This window comes from Cupriavidus sp. KK10, assembly GCF_018223725.1.
Lineage (GTDB): Bacteria > Pseudomonadota > Gammaproteobacteria > Burkholderiales > Burkholderiaceae > Cupriavidus > Cupriavidus necator.
In genome coordinates this window covers 6,181,215-6,206,153 of record NZ_CP073677.1, presented here as the reverse complement: position 1 = coordinate 6,206,153, position 24,939 = coordinate 6,181,215, and the positions used below count along the sequence as shown (strand labels likewise).

General features: G+C 63.7%; 17 protein-coding genes, 2 tRNA genes and 3 rRNA genes. 17 read left to right on the top strand and 5 right to left on the bottom strand.

From position 1 onward, the window contains the following. Positions 1-45: 45 nt before the first annotated feature. Entirely contained in the window at positions 46-498 is a 453-nt protein-coding gene (paaI, locus tag KB879_RS28870; protein WP_013958106.1) for a hydroxyphenylacetyl-CoA thioesterase PaaI, read from the bottom strand. Between the two features lie 40 nt (positions 499-538). Next, a complete protein-coding gene (gene paaG, locus KB879_RS28865) occupies positions 539-1,363 on the bottom strand; it encodes a 2-(1,2-epoxy-1,2-dihydrophenyl)acetyl-CoA isomerase PaaG (RefSeq protein WP_211980338.1) in 825 nt (274 codons plus the stop codon). Positions 1,364-1,628: 265 nt separating this feature from the next. On the opposite strand from paaG, the gene KB879_RS28860 reads away from it, so the two are divergent. The 10 genes from KB879_RS28860 to KB879_RS28815 all read left to right on the top strand — a co-directional run bounded on the left by KB879_RS28860 (position 1,629) and on the right by KB879_RS28815 (position 11,818). After that, positions 1,629-2,414 (top strand): amino acid ABC transporter substrate-binding protein, encoded by a 786-nt coding sequence (locus KB879_RS28860; protein ID WP_211980337.1) that lies wholly within the window; start codon positions 1,629-1,631, stop codon positions 2,412-2,414. Between the two features lie 110 nt (positions 2,415-2,524). Then, on the top strand, positions 2,525-3,178 hold the full coding sequence (locus KB879_RS28855; protein ID WP_211980336.1) for an amino acid ABC transporter permease: 654 nt from the start codon (positions 2,525-2,527) through the stop codon (positions 3,176-3,178). A gap of 37 nt (positions 3,179-3,215) precedes the next feature. After that, positions 3,216-3,968 carry an amino acid ABC transporter ATP-binding protein gene (locus KB879_RS28850; RefSeq protein WP_211982339.1) on the top strand — a complete coding sequence of 251 codons (753 nt, stop codon included), beginning with the start codon at positions 3,216-3,218 and terminating at the stop codon, positions 3,966-3,968. 93 nt (positions 3,969-4,061) lie between these two features. Then, a complete protein-coding gene (locus KB879_RS28845) occupies positions 4,062-4,838 on the top strand; it encodes an enoyl-CoA hydratase (RefSeq protein WP_013958101.1) in 777 nt (258 codons plus the stop codon). A gap of 578 nt (positions 4,839-5,416) precedes the next feature. Beyond that, positions 5,417-6,948: ribosomal RNA gene (locus tag KB879_RS28840) — 16S ribosomal RNA — on the top strand. Between the two features lie 62 nt (positions 6,949-7,010). Then, positions 7,011-7,087 (top strand) — tRNA-Ile (locus tag KB879_RS28835). An 11-nt stretch (positions 7,088-7,098) separates the two neighbouring features. Further along, positions 7,099-7,174 (top strand) — tRNA-Ala (locus tag KB879_RS28830). Between the two features lie 296 nt (positions 7,175-7,470). After that, positions 7,471-10,351: ribosomal RNA gene (locus tag KB879_RS28825) — 23S ribosomal RNA — on the top strand. Between the two features lie 126 nt (positions 10,352-10,477). After that, positions 10,478-10,590 (top strand): 5S ribosomal RNA (rrf, locus tag KB879_RS28820). The 16S, 23S and 5S rRNA genes sit together here with 2 tRNA genes alongside, the layout of an rRNA operon. A 277-nt stretch (positions 10,591-10,867) precedes the next feature. Further along, positions 10,868-11,818: a DUF3047 domain-containing protein gene (locus KB879_RS28815; RefSeq protein ID WP_211980335.1), complete on the top strand. Its 951-nt coding sequence runs from the start codon at positions 10,868-10,870 to the stop codon at positions 11,816-11,818. Positions 11,819-11,836: 18 nt separating this feature from the next. Here KB879_RS28815 and KB879_RS28810 read toward each other — a convergent pair whose 3' ends face one another. Together KB879_RS28810 and KB879_RS28805 are read right to left on the bottom strand one after the other, a co-directional pair. Then, positions 11,837-12,862, bottom strand: coding sequence for a DUF2891 domain-containing protein (locus KB879_RS28810; protein WP_013958099.1), 1,026 nt, complete (start codon positions 12,860-12,862; stop codon positions 11,837-11,839). A 49-nt stretch (positions 12,863-12,911) separates the two neighbouring features. After that, positions 12,912-14,105: a M20 aminoacylase family protein gene (locus tag KB879_RS28805; protein ID WP_211980334.1), complete on the bottom strand. Its 1,194-nt coding sequence runs from the start codon at positions 14,103-14,105 to the stop codon at positions 12,912-12,914. Between the two features lie 325 nt (positions 14,106-14,430). On the opposite strand from KB879_RS28805, the gene KB879_RS28800 reads away from it, so the two are divergent. From KB879_RS28800 to KB879_RS28780, 5 genes are all read left to right on the top strand, one after another. Continuing rightward, entirely contained in the window at positions 14,431-16,017 is a 1,587-nt protein-coding gene (locus KB879_RS28800) for an ABC transporter substrate-binding protein (protein ID WP_211980333.1), read from the top strand. A 153-nt stretch (positions 16,018-16,170) separates the two neighbouring features. Next, on the top strand, positions 16,171-17,148 hold the full coding sequence (locus tag KB879_RS28795) for an ABC transporter permease (protein WP_013958096.1): 978 nt from the start codon (positions 16,171-16,173) through the stop codon (positions 17,146-17,148). A 3-nt stretch (positions 17,149-17,151) separates the two neighbouring features. Continuing rightward, a complete protein-coding gene (locus KB879_RS28790) occupies positions 17,152-18,084 on the top strand; it encodes an ABC transporter permease (protein ID WP_013958095.1) in 933 nt (310 codons plus the stop codon). A 13-nt stretch (positions 18,085-18,097) separates the two neighbouring features. Next, a complete protein-coding gene (locus tag KB879_RS28785; RefSeq protein ID WP_013958094.1) occupies positions 18,098-19,096 on the top strand; it encodes an ABC transporter ATP-binding protein in 999 nt (332 codons plus the stop codon). 26 nt (positions 19,097-19,122) lie between these two features. Then, the gene (locus KB879_RS28780) at positions 19,123-20,154 is read left to right on the top strand and encodes an ABC transporter ATP-binding protein (RefSeq protein WP_167540182.1); all 1,032 of its coding nucleotides are present in this window, start codon (positions 19,123-19,125) and stop codon (positions 20,152-20,154) included. 47 nt (positions 20,155-20,201) lie between these two features. On the opposite strand, the gene KB879_RS28775 is transcribed toward KB879_RS28780, so the two are convergent. Next, positions 20,202-21,404 carry an ABC transporter substrate-binding protein gene (locus KB879_RS28775; protein WP_211980332.1) on the bottom strand — a complete coding sequence of 401 codons (1,203 nt, stop codon included), beginning with the start codon at positions 21,402-21,404 and terminating at the stop codon, positions 20,202-20,204. Between the two features lie 287 nt (positions 21,405-21,691). Here KB879_RS28775 and KB879_RS28770 point away from each other — a divergent pair, with 287 nt between their 5' ends. Then, complete coding sequence (locus KB879_RS28770) at positions 21,692-23,800, top strand: molybdopterin-dependent oxidoreductase (protein WP_211980331.1); 2,109 nt, start codon at positions 21,692-21,694, stop codon at positions 23,798-23,800. Continuing rightward, positions 23,797-24,930 carry an aminopeptidase gene (locus KB879_RS28765; RefSeq protein WP_211980330.1) on the top strand — a complete coding sequence of 378 codons (1,134 nt, stop codon included), beginning with the start codon at positions 23,797-23,799 and terminating at the stop codon, positions 24,928-24,930. The genes KB879_RS28770 and KB879_RS28765 overlap by 4 nt, the downstream gene beginning before the upstream one ends. The last annotated feature ends 9 nt before the right edge of the window (positions 24,931-24,939 follow it).

Genomic DNA, 24,939 nt, shown 5'->3' with positions numbered 1-24,939 from the left:
TCTCCTGCACGGGGGCGTTGGTCTTAAGTATCTTGCCGGATTTGCTCAGGCGCCTTCTGTCCCTTCAGGCGGCGGCACCACGTGTCCCTTGATCTGCGCCGACTTGCCGCGGAACATCGCCACCACCTGGCCCGCGGCGTTGGTCACGCGGATATCGTAGATGCCGTGCCGGCCGGACAGGACCTGCTCGGTGGCCTCGGCGGTCAGCACGTCGCCGCCGTGCACGGGCTTGAGGAATTCGATGCTGCAGCCCGCCGCCACGGTGTTGATGTTATGGCTGTTGCAGGCAAAAGCGAAGGTCGAATCGGCCAGCGTGAACATCAGGCCGCCGTGGCAGATGCCGTGGCCGTTGAGGAATTCCTTGCGCACCGGCATGGTCAGCCGGGCGTAGCCGGGCCGCACGGCCTCGACCGTGATGCCCAGCCAGCGGCTGCAGGTGTCGGCTTCATACATGGCGGCGGCGGCCGCTTCGGCGAGGGCCTGGGGGTCCTGTTTCAAGCTGGTCTCCTATATAGAGGGGCGGGCAGGCCCGCGCGGCTTACTTGCCGGTGAAGTGCGGTGCGCGCTTTTCGAGGAAGGCGTTGACGCCCTCCGCGTAGTCGGCGGACTGGCCGAGCTCGCGCTGCAGGTCGCGTTCCAGGTCCAGCTGGGTGTCCAGCGTGGCGGTGGCGCTGGCATACATGGCGCGCTTGATCGCGGCCAGCGCGCGGGTCGGCTGCCCGGCCAGGTGCGTGGCCAGCGCCAGCGCCTGTTCCGGCAGCAGCGGGTCGTCCATGGTCTCCCAGACCAGGCCCCATTTCTCGGCCTCTTCGGCGCTCAGCCGCTCGCCGGTCATGGCCAGGCCCAGCGCGCGCGCCATGCCGACGCGCTGCGGCAGCAGCCAGGTGCCGCCCGAATCCGGCACCAGCCCGATCTTGACGAAGGCCTGGATAAAGCTGGCCGAGCGCGCCGCCAGCACCATGTCGCAGGCCAGCGCCAGGTTGGCCCCGGCGCCGGCCGCGGTGCCGTTGACCGCGGCCACCACCGGCAGCGGCAGTGCCTGCAGCCGGCGGATCAGCGGGTTGAACCAGGTATCGATCAGCTCGCCCAGGTCGGTCATGTGCCCGGGCGTGAAATCCAGGTCGGCCAGGTCCTGGCCGGCGCAGAAGCCGCGGCCCGCCCCGGTCAACAGCAGGGCGCGCGCGCCGCCGGCCTCGACATGGTCGAGCGCCTGCTGCAGCGCCTGGTGCATCGCGCGGGTGAAGCTGTTGAGCTTGTCGGGGCGGTTCAGGGTGATCACGGCCACCGGGCCCTGCCAATGCAGCAAGACCGGGCCGGCATCGATGCTGACCGGCTGGCCAGCGGAGGTGGACATCGGGGGCATTGGGTTGTCTCCTGCCGGATATTGTCGCGGTCGGCGCGGGCGGCTGTTGTCGACGGCGCCTCTTAAATAAACCGACCAGTCGGTCGGCAAATGTTAGCACTAATTTTTGGCTGCGGGTTGGCGCGTGCCTTCCAATGCAGGCAGGGTCCGCAATGGCGGTCGCGGGCGTCGCTCTATAATCGCGCTGCCAACAACAATCTGAAACCTGCCGGCCGACATCTGTGTGCGGATACCGGCATGCTCGCCTATTCGCATTGGAAATCCTATGAAGAAGATCGCTGCATTACTCCTGATTTCGTCCGTGGCGCTGTTTGCGGCGTGCGGCAAGAAAGAAGCGGCCCCTGCTGCCGGCGCCGACACGGCCACCAAGATCATTGTCGGCCTGGACGACAACTTCCCACCCATGGGTTTTCGCGATGACAAGAATGAGCTCGTCGGCTTCGATATCGATATGGCCAAGGAGGCCAGCCGCCGTCTCGGCATGACGGTCGAATTCAAGCCGATCGACTGGAGCGCCAAGGAGGCGGAACTCAACGGCAAGCGCGTGGATGTGCTGTGGAACGGGCTGACCATCACCGAAGAGCGCAAGAAGAACATCAGCTTCACCGCGCCCTATATGACCAACCACCAGATCGTCATCGTCGGTGCCAGCTCGCCGGTGAAGGCCAAGGCCGACCTGGCCGGCCGCATCGTCGGCGCGCAGGACGGCAGCAGCGCGGTGGATGCGATCAAGAAGGAAAGCCAGGTCGCCGCCAGCCTGAAGGAACTCAAGACCTTCGGCGATAACGTCACGGCCCTGATGGACCTGTCGACCGGCCGCCTCGATGCAATTGTGGTGGATGAAGTGGTGGGCCGCTACCTGATCAGCAAGCGTGCCGGCGAATACAAGGTGCTGGAGGAAAACTTCGGCACGGAAGAATATGGCGTCGGCGTGCGCAAGGATGACGCCGAGCTGCTCGGCAAGCTCGACAAGACCCTGGCCTCCATGAAGCAGGATGGCACGGCCGCCCGCATCGCCACCCAGTGGTTCGGCACTGACATCACCAAGTAATCCAGACGCTGCGTGACGCCCTGCGCCGTTCCGGCAGGGCGCCGCGCCACATCCGGACTCACGCGCCGGCCCGGCGCCTGGGATCCCACCTCCTTCTGTTTCGCGCGAGCATGGACTACGTCTTATCTCTTCTGGCGCCATTGGCGCAGGGTGCGCAAGTCACGCTCACACTATTCGCCATCACGCTTGCCCTGTCGGTGCCGCTGGGGCTTGCGCTGGCGCTGGCACGCATCTCGTCATGGCCGTGGCTGAGCGGCCTGGTCAATGGCTATATCTGGCTGATGCGCGGCACGCCGCTGATGCTGCAGATGCTGTTTATCTATTTCGCGCTGCCGTTCGTGCCGGTCATCGGCGTGCGCCTGCCTGACTTTCCCGCCGCGGTGGTGGCCTTCGCCCTGAACTACGCTGCCTATTTCGCGGAAATCTTCCGCGCCGGGATCAAGTCGGTCGATCGCGGCCAGTATGAAGCCAGCAAGGCGCTGGGCATGAACTATTTCCAGACCATGCGGCGGGTCGTGCTGCCGCAGATGGTCAGCCGGGTGTTGCCGCCGGTCAGCAATGAAACCATCACGCTGATCAAGGACACGTCCCTGATCTACGTGCTGGCCCTCAACGATATTCTTCGCACCGCGCGCGGCATCGTGCAGCGTGATTTCACCACCACGCCTTTCCTGGTCGCCGCGCTCTTCTATCTGCTGATGACGCTGATTCTGACCTGGTTCTTCCAGAATCTCGAAAAACGCTATGCCAAACATGATGACTAGCCCGACCGGCGCCAATTCCCACAATGCGCCCGGCATCATGATCGCGGCGCGGGATCTCTTCAAATCGTTCGGGCCACTGGAGGTCTTGCGCGGTGTCTCCCTGACCTTGCGCAAGGGGGATGTCACCGCGGTGATCGGACCCTCGGGCTCGGGCAAGAGTACCTTGCTGCGCTGCCTGAATCATCTTGAGGTGATCGACCGCGGCACCCTTGAAATCGAAGGCGAGGCGCTGGCGGCAGCCGGCCCTGACGGCGCAGCCAGATATGTGGCGGACGCGGAAGTGCGCCGCATCTGCCGGAAGATGGGCATGGTGTTCCAGTCGTTCAACCTGTTTCCGCACATGACGGTGCTGCAGAACATTATCGAAGCCCCCATGACCGTCAAGGGACTGGCGCGCGATGTTGTGGTGCCCAAGGCCGAAGAGCTGCTGCGCAAGGTTGGCCTGCTGGGCAAGCGGGACAGCTACCCGGCTCGCCTGTCAGGCGGCCAGAAGCAACGGGTGGCGATTGCGCGGGCGCTGGCCATGGAGCCCGACATCATGCTGTTCGACGAGCCGACCTCCGCGCTGGACCCGGAGTTGACGGGGGAGGTGCTGCGCACCATGCGGCAACTGGCTGAAGAACATATGACCATGCTGGTTGTCACGCATGAGATGGGGTTTGCGCGGGAAGTGGCAAACCACGTTGTGTTCATGGACGAGGGCAGGATCCTGGAGGAAGGGCCGCCTGAGGAAGTGTTCGGGGCACCAGCTCACGCGCGCACCCGCGAATTCCTGGCGCACATGCTCTAGGCGGCGCCTGCGCCGCCACACCGCAACCGGTGGCAGAATAGCCCGCAGCCGGTGGCGACGGTGCCATCCGCCTGCAAATACATAGGAGAAGACATGCCGTACGAAAACATCCTGGTCGAGACCCGTGGCCGTGTTGGCCTGGTCACGCTGAACCGCCCGAAGGCCCTGAACGCGCTCAATGACGCGCTGATGGACGAGCTTGGCGCCGCGCTGACCGCCTTCGACCAGGATGAGGGCATCGGCGCCATCGTCATTACCGGCAGCGAGCGCGCCTTTGCCGCCGGCGCCGATATCGGCATGATGGCCAAGTATTCCTTCATGGATGTGTACAAGGGCGATTACATCACCCGCAACTGGGAAACCATCCGCAAGATCCGCAAGCCGGTGATCGCCGGCGTGGCCGGCTATGCGTTGGGCGGCGGCTGCGAGCTGGCGATGATGTGCGACATCATCATTGCGGCAGATTCGGCCCGGTTCGGCCAACCCGAGGTGAAGCTGGGCACCATGCCCGGCGCCGGCGGCACCCAGCGCCTGCCACGCGCGGTGTCCAAGGCCAAGGCCATGGACCTGTGCCTGACCTCGCGCATGATGGACGCCGCCGAAGCCGAGCGCTCGGGCCTGGTGTCGCGCGTGGTGCCGGCCGACAAGCTGCTGGACGAAGTGCTGGCGGCCGCCGAGACCATCGCCGGGTTCTCGCTGCCGGTGGTCATGATGATCAAGGAGTCGGTCAACGCCGCCTACGAGACCACGCTGGCCGAAGGCGTGCACTTCGAGCGCCGGCTGTTCCATGCCACCTTCGCCAGCGAAGACCAGAAGGAAGGCATGGCCGCTTTCGTCGAGAAGCGCAGCCCGAATTTTCAGCATCGCTAAGGCCTGGATCAGGGAATACCCGAGGGCAGTGCGGGGGTATTAAGTTTCTCCCGCACTCGTCATTTCGGGGATTTCCTTTGCCACTCAATGGCTTACGACATAATCCCCGGAACCCCTAGCGGATCGTTGTGACAAAGTTGTTGCAAGGTGCGCGAATCCGGCCTACTATTCGCCCCCTCGCAACACACAACGCAGCGCTGCAACGCAGACGCAGCAAGGGTTGCGGGGTCGACCGGGTAGGTTGGCGCAGCGAAGTTAGCGCGCTGACCGCAGCGAAAAAAGTTGCTGAAACGGTTGACGAAACGAAGAAAGCTCTGCATAATCTCGTTTCTCTGCTGCAGACAACGCAGCAGCGCTGAACGGCAAAGCCGGCAGCGAAGTTCTTTAACAACCAAACAACCGATAAGTGTGGGCGCTGGGTAGCGGACGCCACTGTCTTCGGACAGTGTTGCTTCACAAGTTATGCAGTGCTCGCACAGCAAAACGTGACTGGGTCTTCGGATCTGGTCAGTCAGTTTTCTGAGAGTGAGCGACCGCTCGAAAGAGCGAGGGAGCCGCGAGGCTTCCACACAGAGATTGAACTGAAGAGTTTGATCCTGGCTCAGATTGAACGCTGGCGGCATGCCTTACACATGCAAGTCGAACGGCAGCACGGGCTTCGGCCTGGTGGCGAGTGGCGAACGGGTGAGTAATACATCGGAACGTGCCCTGTAGTGGGGGATAACTAGTCGAAAGATTAGCTAATACCGCATACGACCTGAGGGTGAAAGCGGGGGACCGCAAGGCCTCGCGCTACAGGAGCGGCCGATGTCTGATTAGCTAGTTGGTGGGGTAAAAGCCTACCAAGGCGACGATCAGTAGCTGGTCTGAGAGGACGATCAGCCACACTGGGACTGAGACACGGCCCAGACTCCTACGGGAGGCAGCAGTGGGGAATTTTGGACAATGGGGGCAACCCTGATCCAGCAATGCCGCGTGTGTGAAGAAGGCCTTCGGGTTGTAAAGCACTTTTGTCCGGAAAGAAATGGCTCTGGTTAATACCCGGGGTCGATGACGGTACCGGAAGAATAAGCACCGGCTAACTACGTGCCAGCAGCCGCGGTAATACGTAGGGTGCGAGCGTTAATCGGAATTACTGGGCGTAAAGCGTGCGCAGGCGGTTTTGTAAGACAGGCGTGAAATCCCCGAGCTCAACTTGGGAATGGCGCTTGTGACTGCAAGGCTAGAGTATGTCAGAGGGGGGTAGAATTCCACGTGTAGCAGTGAAATGCGTAGAGATGTGGAGGAATACCGATGGCGAAGGCAGCCCCCTGGGACGTCACTGACGCTCATGCACGAAAGCGTGGGGAGCAAACAGGATTAGATACCCTGGTAGTCCACGCCCTAAACGATGTCAACTAGTTGTTGGGGATTCATTTCTTCAGTAACGTAGCTAACGCGTGAAGTTGACCGCCTGGGGAGTACGGTCGCAAGATTAAAACTCAAAGGAATTGACGGGGACCCGCACAAGCGGTGGATGATGTGGATTAATTCGATGCAACGCGAAAAACCTTACCTACCCTTGACATGCCACTAACGAAGCAGAGATGCATTAGGTGCCCGAAAGGGAAAGTGGACACAGGTGCTGCATGGCTGTCGTCAGCTCGTGTCGTGAGATGTTGGGTTAAGTCCCGCAACGAGCGCAACCCTTGTCTCTAGTTGCTACGAAAGGGCACTCTAGAGAGACTGCCGGTGACAAACCGGAGGAAGGTGGGGATGACGTCAAGTCCTCATGGCCCTTATGGGTAGGGCTTCACACGTCATACAATGGTGCGTACAGAGGGTTGCCAACCCGCGAGGGGGAGCTAATCCCAGAAAACGCATCGTAGTCCGGATCGTAGTCTGCAACTCGACTACGTGAAGCTGGAATCGCTAGTAATCGCGGATCAGCATGCCGCGGTGAATACGTTCCCGGGTCTTGTACACACCGCCCGTCACACCATGGGAGTGGGTTTTGCCAGAAGTAGTTAGCCTAACCGCAAGGAGGGCGATTACCACGGCAGGGTTCATGACTGGGGTGAAGTCGTAACAAGGTAGCCGTATCGGAAGGTGCGGCTGGATCACCTCCTTTCTAGAGGCTTGTGTCTCAAGCCTAGCGTTCACACTTATCGGTTTGTTTGCTGTTACAGCCAAGGGTCTGTAGCTCAGGTGGTTAGAGCACCGTCTTGATAAGGCGGGGGTCGTAGGTTCAAGTCCTACCAGACCCACCAAGTTATCCGAAGGGGGATTAGCTCAGCTGGGAGAGCACCTGCTTTGCAAGCAGGGGGTCGTCGGTTCGATCCCGTCATCCTCCACCACTACCTGGTACCTTGGATTGGTTGTCAAATGAAAGCGCTTCGCGACGCTGAGTTGCGAGTGTTTCCATTTGGCATTGCCAAGCGATCGAATGATCGGCTGTTCTTTAAAAATATGGGATGTAGTAAAGGTGTCGCGAAGCGTTGATGAGACGCTGCAGTACAAAACGCGATACCGGGTTGTGATTGTATCAACCAAAATGTATTTAAGTGATCGAAAGATGACTTGGAATACGGCACAAATGCGAGAACTCATCCTGTAGCGACTGTTTCGAGCAATCGAGACACACTCGTTATAGGGTCAAGCGAACAAGTGCATGTGGTGGATGCCTTGGCGATCACAGGCGATGAAGGACGCGGTAGCCTGCGAAAAGCTTCGGGGAGCTGGCAAACAAGCTTTGATCCGGAGATGTCCGAATGGGGAAACCCGGCCCGTATGGGTCATCCCTGACTGAATACATAGGTCAGGGAAGCGAACGCGGCGAACTGAAACATCTAAGTAGCTGCAGGAACAGAAATCAACCGAGATTCCCAAAGTAGTGGCGAACGAAATGGGAAGAGCCTTGTACTCTTTAGCAGCATTGTTAGCAGAACGGGATGGAAAGCCCGGCCATAGCAGGTGATAGCCCTGTATGCGAAAACAGCGTTGTGGAACTAGGTGTACGACAAGTAGGGCGGGACACGTGAAATCCTGTCTGAAGATGGGGGGACCATCCTCCAAGGCTAAATACTCGTGATCGACCGATAGTGAACCAGTACCGTGAGGGAAAGGCGAAAAGAACCCCGGGAGGGGAGTGAAATAGATCCTGAAACCGCATGCATACAAACAGTCGGAGCCTCGTAAGGGGTGACGGCGTACCTTTTGTATAATGGGTCAGCGACTTACATTCAGTGGCAAGCTTAACCGATTAGGGAAGGCGTAGCGAAAGCGAGTCCGAACAGGGCGTTGAGTCGCTGGGTGTAGACCCGAAACCAGATGATCTATCCATGGCCAGGTTGAAGGTGCGGTAACACGTACTGGAGGACCGAACCCACTAACGTTGAAAAGTTAGGGGATGAGCTGTGGATAGGGGTGAAAGGCTAAACAAATCTGGAAATAGCTGGTTCTCTCCGAAAACTATTTAGGTAGTGCCTCGTGTCTCACCTTCGGGGGTAGAGCACTGTCATGGTTGGGGGGTCTATTGCTGATTACCCCGCCATAGCAAACTCCGAATACCGAAGAGTGCAATCACGGGAGACAGACATCGGGTGCTAACGTCCGGTGTCAAGAGGGAAACAACCCAGACCGCCAGCTAAGGTCCCCAAATATAGCTAAGTGGGAAACGAAGTGGGAAGGCTAAAACAGTCAGGAGGTTGGCTTAGAAGCAGCCACCCTTTAAAGAAAGCGTAATAGCTCACTGATCGAGTCGTCCTGCGCGGAAGATGTAACGGGGCTAAGCTATATACCGAAGCTGCGGACGCACAGTAATGTGCGTGGTAGGAGAGCGTTCCGTAAGCCTGTGAAGGTGTCTTGTAAAGGATGCTGGAGGTATCGGAAGTGCGAATGCTGACATGAGTAGCGATAAAGGGGGTGAAAGGCCCCCTCGCCGTAAGCCCAAGGTTTCCTACGCAACGTTCATCGGCGTAGGGTGAGTCGGCCCCTAAGGCGAGGCAGAGATGCGTAGCTGATGGGAAGCAGGTTAATATTCCTGCACCGTCGTATGATGCGATGGGGGGACGGATCGCGGAAGGTTGTCCGGGTGTTGGAAGTCCCGGTCCCTGCATTGGAGAAGGCGCTCAGGCAAATCCGGGCGCGGAATTCAAGGATGTGGGGCGAGCGGCCTAGTGCTGCGAAGCAATTGGAAGTGGTTCCAAGAAAAGCCTCTAAGCTTCAGTCATACGAGACCGTACCGCAAACCGACACAGGTGGGCGAGATGAGTATTCTAAGGCGCTTGAGAGAACTCGGGAGAAGGAACTCGGCAAATTGGTACCGTAACTTCGGGATAAGGTACGCCCTGGTAGCTTGACTGGCCTGCGCCAGAAGGGTGAAGGGGTTGCAATAAAATGGTGGCTGCGACTGTTTAATAAAAACACAGCACTCTGCAAACACGAAAGTGGACGTATAGGGTGTGACGCCTGCCCGGTGCCGGAAGATTAAATGATGGGGTGCAAGCTCTTGATTGAAGTCCCGGTAAACGGCGGCCGTAACTATAACGGTCCTAAGGTAGCGAAATTCCTTGTCGGGTAAGTTCCGACCTGCACGAATGGCGTAACGATGGCCACACTGTCTCCTCCCGAGACTCAGCGAAGTTGAAGTGTTTGTGATGATGCAATCTCCCCGCGGCTAGACGGAAAGACCCCATGAACCTTTACTGTAGCTTTGCATTGGACTTTGAACCGATCTGTGTAGGATAGGTGGGAGGCTTTGAAGCGTGGACGCTAGTTCACGTGGAGCCGTCCTTGAAATACCACCCTGGTTTGTTTGAGGTTCTAACCTTGACCCGTGAATCCGGGTCGGGGACAGTGCATGGTAGGCAGTTTGACTGGGGCGGTCTCCTCCCAAAGTGTAACGGAGGAGTTCGAAGGTACGCTTGGTACGGTCGGACATCGTACCTAAAGTGCAATGGCAAAAGCGTGCTTAACTGCGAGACCGACAAGTCGAGCAGGTGCGAAAGCAGGACATAGTGATCCGGTGGTTCTGAATGGAAGGGCCATCGCTCAACGGATAAAAGGTACTCTGGGGATAACAGGCTGATACCGCCCAAGAGTTCATATCGACGGCGGTGTTTGGCACCTCGATGTCGGCTCATCTCATCCTGGGGCTGTAGCCGGTCCCAAGGGTATGGCTGTTCGCCATTTAAAGAGGTACGTGAGCTGGGTTTAAAACGTCGTGAGACAGTTTGGTCCCTATCTGCCGTGGGCGTTGGAATCTTGACGGGGGCTGCTCCTAGTACGAGAGGACCGGAGTGGACGTACCGCTGGTGTACCTGTTGTCTCGCCAGAGGCATCGCAGGGTAGCTATGTACGGAAGAGATAACCGCTGAAAGCATCTAAGCGGGAAACTCGCCTGAAGATGAGGATTCCCTGGAGGCTTGACCTCCTTGAAGGGTCGTTCGAGACCAGGACGTTGATAGGCTGGGTGTGGAAGCGCAGTAATGCGTTAAGCTAACCAGTACTAATTGCCCGTAAGGCTTGATCCTATAACCAGTGTGTTTTGCCTGGTGTGTGATCGCGACTGTGCCGAAACAGTTGACACAAGACACACAACCCCAACTACATCCCTATTCGCAGCGTTGACCTCAACCTCAGCGCTGCAACCCCTTATGCCTGGTGACCATAGCGAGCTGGAACCACCCCTTCCCATCCCGAACAGGTCCGTGAAACAGCTCCGCGCCGATGATAGTGCGGATACCCGTGTGAAAGTAGGTCATCGCCAGGCTCTTATACCGCAGAACCCCCAGCCCAAAAGGCTTGGGGGTTTTTGCTTTGGCGCGGCGAAAATGCCGTGGCCGGCGCAGGCATGCGCGTCCTCGTTGTTTTCATGCCGCAACGCGGGTCGCCGAGCATTCCGGGACTGCGCGCCTTCTGCTATGGTCGACACCCAAGTGCCCACATGCGGCACGAAGGCGGTTGCAACATGTGTTTGCAGCAAGTAGTGGGCAATAGCCGGACCCTTGCCAACAGAGCAGGTCCGGATTCGGGTTTCGAGGGGTTACATGACGGCCAAGGTGTTTCGGCTGGTTTTGACTGGCGCCGCCGGCGCGCTGCTGCTGGCAGGATGCGCATCCACTCCCCCTGTTTCCGCGGTTCATTCGGATGACACGGCCAATACGGCAGGCACTTCCGCGATCGATTGCCAGACGTTCGCCAGGCGCATGACCGCGTACGTGGCAGCGCAGACGGACCCGGCGCTGCCTGCGGTGTCGTCGCCCGACCCGCTGGCTGCCGCCAACACCAATGCGGCGGAAGCCGAGGCGGGTGACGACGGCGAAGTCGCCGATGCCGCGCCGCCGCCGACCCTGGCCACGCTGCCGTTGTTCTCGGTCTCACCGCATCGCGGCCAGTTGCCGGTCGGCTGGCAGCCGTGGACCATCAACCGCAACAAGACGCCCACCCGTTATTCGATGGTAGAGGTCGACCAGCGCGTGGTCGTCCATGCGCAGGCCGAGAGCTCAGCCTCCGGCCTGTATGTCCCGCTGCGCGATCGCGATGCCGGCATGCTGCGCTGGACCTGGAAGACCAGCGGCATTATCCGCAACGCTGACAACAGCCACGGCCCGCGCGAGGATTCGCCGTTGCGCCTGTTTGTCGCCTTCGACGGCGACAAGGGTGCATTGTCCTTGAAAGACCAGCTGATGTACGAGATGGCGCGGCTGACCACCGGCCGCGAAATGCCCTACGCCACGCTGATGTATATCTGGGGCGGACGGCGCGCGGAAGGCTCAGTGGTGAAAAATCCGCACACTGACAGGGTGCGCATGATCGTGGTGGATAGCGGCATGAAGCACGCCAATGAGTGGCGTTGCCATGAGCGCGACCTGCGCGCCGACTACCGCAAGGCCTTCGGGACAGACCCCGGCCGGGTCATCGCCGTGGGCATCATGACCGATACCGATAACACCAAGAGCAAGGCCGAGTCCTGGTACGGCGACATCGCGCTGGACTGAAGGACGCTGGCGGCGCCGTCAGCCGCCGATCGGCTCGGCCAGCGCGAGCACCGCGAACGAGGCCAGCCAGTGCGTCGACACATACTCGCCCTCGACCGCCTGCGGCAGCGACGCTTCGAGATGGTCCGACCAGGCCCGGATGGCCAGCGGCCGCAGCGGGTCGGGCAGGGCGGGCTCCAGCATGCGCCAGCACCAGGCGCGAGACAGATTGAGTCCGTCCAGGTGCGAGGTCTTGGGATCGCTGCGATTGGTCACTTCGACCGGCGTCAGCCAGTTGGCCAGTTCCACCTGCCCCGGCACGAACAACTCCCACCATTCTGAAAACGCGCAGCCGTCCATCACGGCGTGCATCAGCACGGCTTCGGTCAGCCCGCCGGACAGGAATTCATCGCCGCCGGGCTCATACCGCGCCGGGTATTTCTGATCATGTCCGAACCAGCGGTGGGCCCGCCGCACGATGGCGCGCCGCAAGGTGAGGTCCTGGTGCGTGCGTGCATAGGCCATGGCCATCACCAGGGCGAAGGCGCTGTTGTAATGGGTGCCGGTGCGCACCGGGAAAACCGCTGCATCCAGGAAATCCGCCAGTTGCCGTGACAGGTGCGATGCCAGCGGCGCGCACGCCTCGGCCCAGGTGGCTGCCTGGGCGTCCTGCCGCGCCAGCACCAGCAACTCCGCCTGCAGTTTCAGCATCCAGCCCCAGCCATAGGGGCGCTCGAAGGTGCGCGAATGGGGCCGCTGGAAGTAGGCCAGTTCGACCGCGATGTGCTCTGGGCGCAGCTGGGCATCCAGCGTTGCGCGGATGCGCGGCGCCTCCTCCAGGTCCGGCGACAGCGCCAGCAGCCGCACCAGCAACCAGTGCATGTGCACGCTGGAGTGCCAGTCGTAGCTGCCGCAGAAGACCGGATGCCAGGCCGCCGGTTCGGCCAGGTCACCGGCGCTGGCCATCATGTGGTCCAGCTTGTACGGATAGCGGCGCAGGATATTGTCCAGCGCCACGCGCGCGAAGCTGCGCGCTGTCTCGCGATCCAGCGCCAGGCGGCCCATCCGGATGCTCCCCTCTTGTTATCGTTGTGCTGTGCTCAGGTACGTAACGTCACGCAGGCGCCAGCCACTTTTCCACCAGCCGCACGAAGAACGTCGAGCCGACCGGCAGCAGTTCGTCGTTGAAATCGTAGCTCGGGTTGTGCAGCATGCAGGGCCCGATGCCATGGCCAGCGTCGCGATGGCCGCCGTCGCCGTTGCCCAGGAACAGGTAGCAGCCGGGCTTGTGCTGCAGCATGAACGAGAAATCCTCGGCGCCCATGGTGGGCTCGACATTGCTGTCGACGTTGTCCGGCCCGACCAGTTCGGCGGCGACCTCGGTGGCAAAGCCGGTCTCAGCCTCGCTGTTGACGGTCGGCGGATAGTTGCGGTGGAATTCGTACTCGATGGTGCAGTCGAACGCCGCCGCCACCGCGCGCGCCACTTCTTCCATGCGCCGTTCGATCAGGTCCAGCACCGGCACCGTGAACGTGCGCACCGTGCCGCCGATCCAGGCCTGGTCCGGCACGATATTGGTGGCGTCGCCGGCGTGGAACTGCGTGACCGAGATCACCGCGGTATCGATCGGGCGCTTGTTGCGCGTGATGATGCCCTGCAGCGCCGACACGATCTGCGCCGCGGTGAAGACCGGGTCGTTGCCATTGTTGGGCATGGCCGCATGCGCACCCTTGCCGCGCACCACGATGCGGAACTCGTTGCTCGATGCCATCAGCGGGCCTGCGCGCGTGCCGAACGTGCCGACCGGCATGCCCGGCCAGTTGTGCACGCCGAACACCGCGTCGCACGGAAAGCGCTCGAACAGGCCGTCCTTGATCATTTCACGGGCGCCGCCGCCGCCTTCCTCGGCCGGCTGGAAGATCAGGTGCACGGAGCCGTCGAAGGGCTTGTGCTGCGCCAGGTAGCGCGCCGCGCCGAGCAGCATGGCGGTGTGGCCGTCGTGGCCGCAGGCGTGCATCTTGCCGGAGTGCTGCGAGCGGTGATCAAAGGTGTTCGCTTCCTGCAGCGGCAGCGCGTCCATGTCGGCGCGCAGCCCGATGGTGCGCGGGCTGTTGCCGTTGCGGATCACGCCCACCAGGCCGGTGGTGCCCAGGCCGCGATGAACTTCGACGCCCCACGATTCCAGATTCTGCGCGACCACGTCGGCGGTGCGCTGTTCTTCGAAGCAGAGTTCCGGGTGGGCGTGGATGTCGCGCCGGATCGCACGGATTTCGGCTTGTGCCTGCAGGATTTCGGGAATGAGCTTCATGATGCCTGGCTGCCCTGGACGTTAGGGGCGTTAGCGTTGGATACCCCGATCATACGATGCCTCTCCGCAAAGCGCCAAAATGCGGCGATTTCCTGCGCGCTTGCCCGGTTGGCGCAGTGCAATATGCCAGCGCGGGTGGGTTTCCCCGCATTGCCGCGACATGCACACTGCTGGAACAGTTCATGCTTGAAGTGCCCGGCCGGCAATTTCGTCGCTTTGTGATGCGCAAGCGCACCCCAAACCGCACCAAAACGCAGCGCCGCCGCGTGACCCGCGGCGCATTGCCGATCCTAAAACGTCTGCTTCACTTCCGGAGAATTGCGCGATGTCCCTTCGCACTTTCAAGAAGGCAATTGGTGTGGTGGCGGTAGCCGGGGCCCTTGGCCTGGCGCTTGCCGGCACCGCCCAGGCCGCGGACCTCAAACTGGCCATGAGTTCGCCGCCAACCTCGATGGATCCGCACTTCTACAACCTGTTCTCCAACATCAATGTTTCCGAGCATATCTTTGACTCGCTGACCAAGATGGACCCGGACAGCCGCATCATCCCGGGCCTCGCCGAGTCGTGGAAGCTGGTCAACAACCTCACCTGGGAATTCAAGATCCGCAAGGGCGTGAAGTTCCACGACGGCTCCGAGCTGACCGCGGAAGACGTGATCTGGTCGCTGGACCGCCCGGCCACCATCCAGAACAGCCCGGGCAAGTTCGATGTCTACACCAAGGCGATCGTCAACAAGAAGATCATCGACAAGTACACCATCCAGCTGACCACCAACCAGCCCTATCCGCTGATGCTGAACGACCTCACGTCGATCTTCATCGTGCAGAAGAAGGCCACGCAGGGGCTGAGCTCGGATGACTTCGCGCAGGGCAAGGGCATGGTCGGCACCGGGCCGTTCAAGTTCGTCAGCTACGCCCGCGATGACCGGGTCGAGCTGGTGCGCAACAACGACTACTGGGGCACCAAGCCGGCCTGGGACAAGGTCACGCTGCGCTTCATCCCCAATCCGGCGACGCGCCTGGCGGCGCTACTGTCGGGCGACGTGCAGGCCATCGAGAACGTGCCCACGCCTGACCTGCCGAAGGTGCGCCAGGATCCCAAGCTGTCGTTCTTCTCCAAGATCTCGCACCGCGTGATCTACCTGTATTTCGATGCCAAGCGCGACAAGTCGCCCTACGTCACCACCAAGGAAGGCGCACCGCTGGACAAGAACCCGCTGAAGGACGCGCGCGTGCGCAATGCCATCAGCATGGCGATCAACCGGCAGGGCATCAAGGACCGCCTGATGGAAGGCCTGTCCGAGCCGACCAACAACCTGGTGCCGCCGACGCTGTTCGGCTACAACCCCAACCTGAAGACGGTCAAGTACGATCCCGAGGCCGCCAAGAAGCTGCTGGCCGACGCCGGCTTCCCGAACGGCTTTGGTGTGACGCTGCATACGCCCAACAACCGCTACGTCAACGACGAGAAGATCGCGCAGACGATTGCGCAGAACCTGACCCGCATCGGCATCGCCACCAAGGTCGAAGGCATGCCGATGGCGACGTACTCGTCCAAGGGCATCAAGCACGAGTGGTCGTTCGGGCTGCTGGGCTGGGGCGCGCAGACCGGCGAGGTCAGCTCGCCGCTGCGCGCGCTGCTGGCGTGCGAGGACAGCAAGAAGGGTTTCGGCACCACCAACTGGGGCGAGTACTGCAACCCCAAGATGGACGTGGTGCTGGAGAAGGCGCTGTCCACCGTGGATGACAAGGAGCGCTCCAAGCTGCTGCAGGAGGCCACCGCAATCGCGATCAACGATGGCGGTATCGTCCCGATCCACCAGCAGGTGACCACCTGGGCCACGCAAAAGGGCATCGTCTACGTGCCGCGTACCGACGAGCGCACCTACGCGCACAACTTCAAGCCCCAGTAAGCTCCGGTCAGCTCAGACAGGAGCCTCGGCCCGCGGATTGTCTGCTGGCCGAGTTTGCGGTGCCGCGCATGGCTGCCGCGCCACACCCGGGAAGCGCCACGGCGCGGCCCGGGCGTGGCGTGCATTCGCGCGCGAAAGGATAGTGGTTCGATTATGCTGGTCTTTATCATCCGGCGCCTGATGCAGAGCGTGGTCGTGCTCTTCGTCATGTCGCTGCTGGTTTTCCTCGGCGTCTTTGCCATCGGCAATCCCGTCGACATCCTGATCAACCCGCAGGCCGACCAGGAGGACATCAAGCGCACCATCGCGGCGCTGGGCCTGGACAAGCCGCTGTGGGAGCAGTACTGGGTGTTCCTGCAGAATGCGCTGCAAGGTAACCTGGGCACCTCGTTCGCGCACGGCACGCCAGCGCTCAAGCTGATCTTCGAGCGCATGCCCGCCACCATGGAGCTGGCCATCTGCGCGATCCTGCTGGCGATCGTGCTGGGCATCCCGCTGGGCCTGTGGGCCGGGCTGCGGCCCAAGGGCATCGCCGGCAAGTCGATCATGGCGGTGTCGATCCTGGGCTTCTCGCTGCCCACCTTCTGGGTCGGGCTGATGCTGATCATGGTGTTCGCGGTGCAGCTCGGCTGGCTGCCCTCCAACGGACGCGGCGAGACCGTGCGCGTGCTCGGCATCCCGCTCAGCTTCCTGACCGCCGACGGCATCCGCCACCTGATCTTGCCGGCGGTGACGCTGTCGCTCTTGAATATCGCCATGGTGATCCGGCTCACGCGCGCCGGCACGCAGGAGGCGATGATGCAGGACTACGTCAAGTTCGCGCGCGCCAAGGGCCTGTCGAACACGCGCATCGTCGGCGTGCATGTGCTGAAGAACATCCTGATCCCGATTGTCACGGTGATCGCGCTGCAGTTCGGCTCGATCATCGCCTTTGCGATCGTGACCGAGACCATCTTCGCCTGGCCCGGCATGGGCAAGCTCATCATCGACTCGATCCAGTTGCTGGACCGGCCGGTGATCGTCGCCTACCTGATGGTGATCGTGACGCTGTTTATCCTGATCAACCTGGTGGTGGACATCATCTACAGCATGCTCGATCCGCGCGTGCGCATTGCCGACAACAAGGGCTGAGCCATGAGTGCCGTATCTGCCGAACAAGAGGACAAGACGCCGCCGCCCGCCGCGGCGCGCGAACAATCGCCGTGGCGGCGCTTTGCCGCGGAGTTCTTCTCCAGCAAGATTGCCGTGGCCGGACTGGCCACGCTGGTCATCATCATCCTGATCGCCATCTTCGCGCCGTGGCTGGCGCCGCAGAACCCCTATGACCTGGCGACGCTGGACGTGCTCGACGCGCGCCTGGCGCCGGGCGAGCAGGCCGGCAACGGCATGACCTTCCTGCTGGGTTCGGACGAGCAGGGCCGCGACATCCTGTCGGCGGTGATGTACGGTCTGCGCATCAGCATCGGCGTAGGCGTGGTCAGCACCGTGATCGCGCTGCTGCTGGGGGCCACGCTCGGCCTGCTGGCCGGCTTCCTGGGCGGGCGCACCGAGGCCGTCATCATGCGCGTGGCCGACCTGCAGCTGTCGTTCCCGCCGATCCTGCTGGCGCTGATCCTGCTGGCTTTCCTGCGCCCGGGCCTGGGCAATATCGTGATTGCGCTGGTGGCGGTGCAGTGGGCCTACTACGCCCGCACCACGCGCAGCGCCGCGCTGGTGGAGCGGCGCAAGGAATATATCGAGGCCGCCACCTGCCTGGGCCTGCCGCCGATGCGCATCATGTTCCGCCACCTGCTGCCCAACTGCCTGCCGCCGCTGATCGTGATCGCGGCGCTGCAGGTGGCTTCGGCCATCACGCTGGAAGCGACGCTGTCCTTCCTCGGGCTGGGCGTGCCGGTCACCGAGCCCTCGCTGGGCTCGCTGATCTCCAACGGCCAGCAGTACATGCTGTCGGGCAAGTACTGGATCAGCTTCTTCCCGGGCATCGCGCTGGTGGTCACCATCGTGGCGATGAACCTGGTGGCCGACCAGCTGCGCGATGTCCTCAACCCGCGCCTGCAGACGCAATAACCAGGAGCGGAACATGGCACAACCGACGTTGGTAGTTGAACACCTGAAGACGCAATTCCACACGCGCGGCGGCATCGCCAAGGCCGTCGACGACGTGTCCTTCACCGTGGGCCGCGGCGAGATCATGGGGCTGGTGGGCGAGTCCGGCTCGGGCAAGTCCATGACCGGGTATTCGATCATGGGCCTGATCGACCCGCCCGGGAAGATCGTCGACGGCCGCATCGCGCTGACCAGCCGCGACGGCATCACCCGCGACCTGCGCGCGCTCACGCCGGCGCAGCAGCGCGACGTGCGCGGCAACCGCATCGCGATGATCTTCCAGGACCCGATGATGACGCTGAACCCGGTCCTGCGCATCGACACGCAGATGATCGAGGCGGTGCTGGCCCATGAGAAGGTGGGCAAGGCGGTGGCGCGCGAACGCGCGCGCAATGCGCTGGCGCGGGTCGGCATCCCGTCGCCGGACGAGCGCCTGCAGGCCTATCCGCACCAGTTCTCGGGCGGCATGCGCCAGCGCGTGGCGATCGCGATCGCGCTGCTGAACAAGCCCGACCTGATCATTGCCGACGAACCGACCACCGCGCTGGACGTCACCATCCAGGGCCAGATCCTGTACGAGATGCAGACCCTGTGCCGCGAATCGGGCACGGCGCTGATCTGGATCACGCACGACCTGTCGGTGGTGGCGGGGCTGGCCGATACCGTGTGCGTGATGTACGCCGGCAAGATCGTCGAGGCCGGCGACGTGCGCCAGGTGCTGGAGCACCCTGAGCACCCGTACACCCACGGGCTGATCAGCTCGGCGCCGTCGCGCAATCCGCGCGGCGCGCCGCTGCGGCAGATCCCGGGCATGACGCCGTCGCTGCTGAACCTGCCGGGCGGCTGTGCCTTCCGTGAGCGCTGCCCCTACGCCACCGCTGCCTGCAAGACCGAGCCGCCGCTGGAGACCGCCGCCGACGGCCGCCGCCTGCGCTGCTTCCATCCGGTGCTGGCCAACCAGGAGGCGGCATGAGCGCAACTGAACTGCAATCCCGACCGATGACGAATCCTGCCGCTGAAGAGGGGGCCACGCCGAGCGCGCCGATCCTGGAGCTGCGCGGCGTGTCCAAGCGCTTCGTCAAGTCGCTCGACGCCGCCGCGCGCATCGCCAACCTGTTCGGCGCCCATGCGCATGACGAGGTGGTGCACGCGGTCGACCGCGTCGACCTGAGCATCCGTGCCGGTGAGGTGGTGGGCCTGGTGGGCGAGTCCGGCTGCGGCAAGTCCACGCTGGGCCGCATGGCTGTAGGCCTGCACTCACTGACCGAGGGCGAGCGTTTCTGGCGCGGCACCAACCTCGACCACCTGCCGCCCGACAAGCGCCGCGAGAAGCAGCTGGCGATCCAGATGATCTTCCAGGACCCGTATGCCTCGCTCAATCCGCGGCTGCGCGTGCTGGATATCGTCGGCGAGGCGCCGGTGGTGCACGGCATGGTCGAGCGCGGCGCGCAGAAGGGCTATGTGGAAGACATGCTGGTGCGCGTGGGCATGGACCCGACCGTGCTGCGGCGCTTTCCGCACCAGTTCTCCGGCGGGCAGCGCGCGCGCATCGGCATTGCCCGGGCGCTGGCGGTGAAGCCCGAGTTCCTGGTGTGCGACGAGTCGGTGGCGGCGCTGGACGTGTCGATCCAGGCCCAGGTGCTGAACCTGTTCATGCGCCTGCGCGAAGACCTGAACCTGACCTACCTGTTCATCAGCCACGACCTGGGCGTGGTCAAGCACATCAGCGACCGCGTGGTGATCATGTACCTGGGGCGGGTGGTCGAATCCGCGCCGACCGAAGACGTGTTCGCCGCGCCCAACCATCCCTATACCCAGGCACTGCTGGCCGAGGCGCCCAAGCTGGAGGTGGCCCGCAAGACCTATGTCGCGATCCGCGGCGAGATCCCGTCGCCGCTGAACCCGCCGCCGGGCTGCCATTTCCACCCGCGCTGCCCGCATGCGATGCCGCGTTGCCGGGAAGAGCAGCCGCTGCTGAAGGAGATTGCGCCGATGCGATTCTCGGCGTGTCACCTGAACGACATGGAGTAGGGCCTGGTTTTCTCCTCCCTCGCGCAGGGAGGAGAAAACCCGGAGTCTCAGCGGATCACCTGGCCCTTCGAATTGATGATCGTCATCTCCACGAATTTCGAGCCCACGTGGTTCTCCGGCGTGAAGTTGACGATAAACCCGCCGAGGTCATAGCTGCGCATTGACTCCAGCGCGGTCACCAGCTTCTCGCGCGTCAGGTCCTTGCCAGCGCGGCGCAGGCCTTCGGTGAAGGCCTTGGCGGCGATAAAGCCTTCGATGCTGGCGTAGTCGAATTCGCTGGGCTTGCCGGCGGCCTGCAGCATGCGCAGGTACTCCCGCACGATCGGCAGCGTGGCGTTGCCCGGGTGCGGCATCACCTGCGAGATGATCACGCCGCTGCCCTGCGCGCCGACCTCGTTGGCCAGCGCCTGCGTGCCGACGAAGGAGACGTTGTAGAACTGGCCGTTGTAGCCGCGGCGCAGCGCTTCCTTCACGAAGGCGCCGGCGGTGCGGTAGGCGCTGATCATCACCACGGCGTCGGGCCTGGTCTTCATCGAGCCCTGTATGGCGTCGCCGATTTCCGTGGTATTGCGGATCACGGGCTCGCGCGCGACGATCTGTACGCCGCTGTCGGGCGCGGCCTTGAGCGCGCGCTCCAGACCTTCCAGTCCGGCCTTGCCGTAGGCGTCCTCGTTGTAGACCACGGCCACGCGCCTGAGGCCGGTGGTCTGGATCTGGCGCAGGATGGCCGCGGTTTCCTCGTTGTAGCCGGCGCGCACGTGGAAGACGTAGCGGCTGCGCGGCTCGCGCAGCGACTGCGCCCCGGTGTACGGGCCGAAGAACGGCACCTTGGCCTGGGTTGCCAGCGGCAGCGCGGCCTGGCTGGTGGGCGTGCCGACATAGCCGAAGAGGGCGAAGACGCGGTCTTCCTCGATCAGCTTCTTTGTGTTCCTGGCGGCGGGCTCGGGCTCGTAGTAGTCGTCCAGCGCCTCCAGCCGGATCTTGCGGCCGTAGATGCCGCCCTGCTGGTTGATGTGGTCGAAATACAGCCGCGCGCCCGAGTTCATCTGCTTGCCGAGCACGGCGGTCGGGCCGGTCAGGGCGGCGGACTGGCCCAGCAGGATGGTGTCGGCAGTGACGCCGTTTTCGGATGTGTCGGCGGTGCCCGCCGTGTTGGCTGCGAAGGCAGCGCAGGATGCGCCACCCGTGCCGATGGCGCACGCCACCAGCAGGCCGGCAAGCCGGCCATTGACCCCCGATCGGAAAGACATAAACCCCCCGCGAAATGTGGTTCGGTTACCCGTTGGCCGCGTCGGCCGGTCTCTCGCCGGCGAATTGCTCACGTCGTGCGGCATGGTGCGCGTACTGGTCTGTGCCGGCAGCGCGCCGGCACATCATAATCGAATACAATCGGATCGAGATACTCCCCGCCATCACCCCGCACGGCCGGGAAAGCGCCGCCCGCCGGCGCGGCTCGGGCGCCGCAACCCGCCGCCTGCGCCGGCATCTCCAGTTCCGTACGACCGAACGAAAACAACACACCCCGCCCGGAGACCCCATGGCTTCCCGCATCGTCCGCGCCGCCTGTCCGCATGACTGCCCCGACACTTGTGCCTTGCTCGTTACCGTCGAGGACGGCCGTGCCGTCAAGGTAGCGGGCGATCCCGACCATCCCGGCACGCAGGGCGTGCTGTGCACCAAGGTGTCGCGCTACACCGAGCGCACCTACCACCCGGACCGGCTGCTGACGCCGATGAAGCGCATCGGCAGGAAGGGCGAAGGCAAGTTCGCGCCGATCTCCTGGGAGGAGGCGCTGGACACCATCGCCACGCGCCTGCAGGCGATTGCGGCGCGCGATCCGCAGGCGATCGTGCCGTACAGCTATGCCGGCACCATGGGGCTGGTGCAGGGCGAGAGCATGGCCGCGCGCTTCTTCAACAAGCTGGGCGCGTCGCGGCTGGACCGCACCATCTGCGCCAGCGCCGGCGCCACCGCGCTGCGCTACACCTACGGCGCCAGCGTGGGCATGGACATGGAGCACGTGGTCGATGCCAGGCTGGTGATCATCTGGGGCGGCAACCCGATTGCTTCCAACCTGCATTTCTGGACCCGCGCGCAGGAAGCCAAGCGGCGCGGCGCCACGCTGGTGGCGATCGACCCGTACCGCTCGCTGAGCGCCGAGAAGTGCCACCGCCACATCGCCCCGATGCCCGGCACCGACGGCGCGCTGGCGCTGGCGCTGATCCATGTGCTGATCCGCGACGACCTGCTCGACCACGACTACATCGAACGCCACACCGTCGGCTTCGAGGCGCTGCGCGAGCGCGCGCAGGCCTACACTCCGGCACGCGCGGCCGAAATCTGCGGCATCCCGGCCGAGGACATCGAATGGCTGGCCGGCCTCTACGGCCAGCTGGCGGTGCGCGAGCGCCAGCCGGTGGCAATCCGCCTGAACTACGGCATGCAGCGCGTGCACGGCGGCGGCCAGGCGGTGCGCGCGGTGGCGTGCCTGCCGTCGCTGGTGGGCGCCTGGCGCCAGCCCGCGGGCGGGCTGCAGCTGTCGACCTCGGGCTTCTTCCCGATCGACGAAGCCGCGCTGCAGCGCCCCGACCTGCTGCCTGGCTGGCCGCAGACGCTGCCGCGCATCGTCAACATGAGCACCATCGGCGACGCGCTGCTGGCCGAGCCGGCACCCGGCGCGCCGCGCATCGAGGCCGTGGTGGTCTACAACAGCAACCCGGTCGCGGTGGCGCCGGAATCCGGCAAGGTCGCCGCGGGCTTTGCGCGCGAGGACCTGTTCACGGTGGTGCTGGAGCATTTCCGCACCGACACCGCCGACTATGCCGACATCCTGCTGCCGGCGACCACGCAGCTTGAGCACACCGACGTGCACAAGGCCTACGGCCATACCTATTTCCTGGCCAACAACGCCGCCATCGCGCCGATGGGCGAGGCCCTGCCTAATACCGAGATCTTCCGCCGGCTGGCGCAGCGCCTGGGCTTCACCGAGGCGTGCTTTGCCGACAGCGACGAGGCCATCGCCGCGCAGGCCATCATTCCGGGCGATGCGCGCGCGGCCGGCATCAGCTGGGAATCATTGAAGGAGCAGGGCTGGCAGAAGCTGGCGCTGCCGGCGGCGCCGTTCGCCGAGGGCGGCTTCCCGACCGCATCGGGCAAGTGCCAGTTCTATTCGGAGCCGATGGCGCGCGATGGCTTCGACCCGCTGCCTGACTACGTGCCGCAGTACGAGGCGCCGCTGACCGCGCCCGAGCTGGCGGCGCGCTATCCGCTGGCGATGATCTCGCCGCCGGCGCGCAACTTCCTCAACAGCTCCTTCGTCAACGTCGACAGCCTGCGCGCCACCGAGGGCGAGCCGCACCTGGACATCCACCCGGCCGACGCCGCCGAGCGCGGCATCGTGCACGGCGCCATGGTGCGCGTCTTCAACGACCGCGGCAGCATGGTGGCGCGCGCCCGCGTCACCGACCGCGCCCGGCGCGGGCTGGTGGTGGGCCTGTCGATCTGGTGGAAGAAGCTGGCTTCGGACGGCAAGAACGCCAACGAGCTGACCAGCCAGCGCCTGACCGACCTGGGCCGCGCGCCGGTGTTCTATGACTGCCTGGTGCAGGTCGAGGCCTGCACGCAAGGGGCAGTCCTGCCTGCATGACGCCGCAGCCTGGCCGCCGGCGCTGGGCGGCACTCCTGGCGGCGACCGGCCTCATCGCGGTGGTCCTGGTGACGGCCGGGTGCGAGGCCGTCGGCTACTACGCGCAGTCGATCGGCGGCCACCTGGGCGTGATGGCCCAGGCACAGCCGCTGACCGACGCCATCGCCAGCGCGCGCGACGCCAACGATGCGCGCCTGGCGCAGCGCCTGGCGCTGGCCGGCCGCATGCGCGACTTTGCCTCGCGCGAACTGAAGCTGCCCGAGAACGGGAGCTACCGCCGCTACGCCAACCTGCACCGGCCCTATGTGGTGTGGAGCGTGTTCGCCACGCCCGAGCTGTCGATGGAGCTGCGCAAGTGGTGCTTCCCCATCGTCGGCTGCATCAGCTACCGCGGCTACTACGCCCAGTCCGATGCCGAGCAGTATGCGCAGGGATTGCGCCGCGACGGGCTGGAGACGTACGTGGCCGGCATCCCCGCCTATTCGACGCTGGGCTATTTCGACGACCCGCTGCTCAATACCTTCGTCTACCTGCCCGAGGGCGAACTGGCGCGGCTGATCTTCCACGAGCTGGCGCACCAGGTGGTGTACGTGCGCAACGACACCGCCTTCAACGAGTCCTTCGCCACCGCGGTGGAAGCCGCGGGCGTGGAGCGCTGGCTGTCCGAGGATGCGTCGGAGGACGCGCGCGCCAGCTATCGGCAGTACGATGCCCGGCGCCAGCAGTTCCGCGCGCTGTTGCTGGGCACGCGCGACCGGCTGGTGGCGCTGTACCAGACCCCGCTCGATGATGACGCCAAGCGCGAGGGCAAGGCCAGGATCTTCGCCGACCTGCGCACCGAGTACGCGCGGCTACGCACGGAGTGGGGCGGCTTCAGCGGCTATGACCGCTGGTTCGACCAGCCGCTGACCAACGCCCATCTGGCCGCGGTGGCCACCTACCAGCAGTGGGTGCCGGCCTTCACCGCGTTGCTGGCGCGGTGCAACGGCGACTGGCAGCGGTTCTATGACGAGGCCGCCCGTATCGGCGCGCTGCCCGCCGCCGAGCGCGAGGCCGCGCTGCAGCGGCTGGCGCCGCCAGCCACGCGCACCGGCACGCTGACCGCGGGCGGCAAGACGGCGGCCAACTAAGCTGCCGCG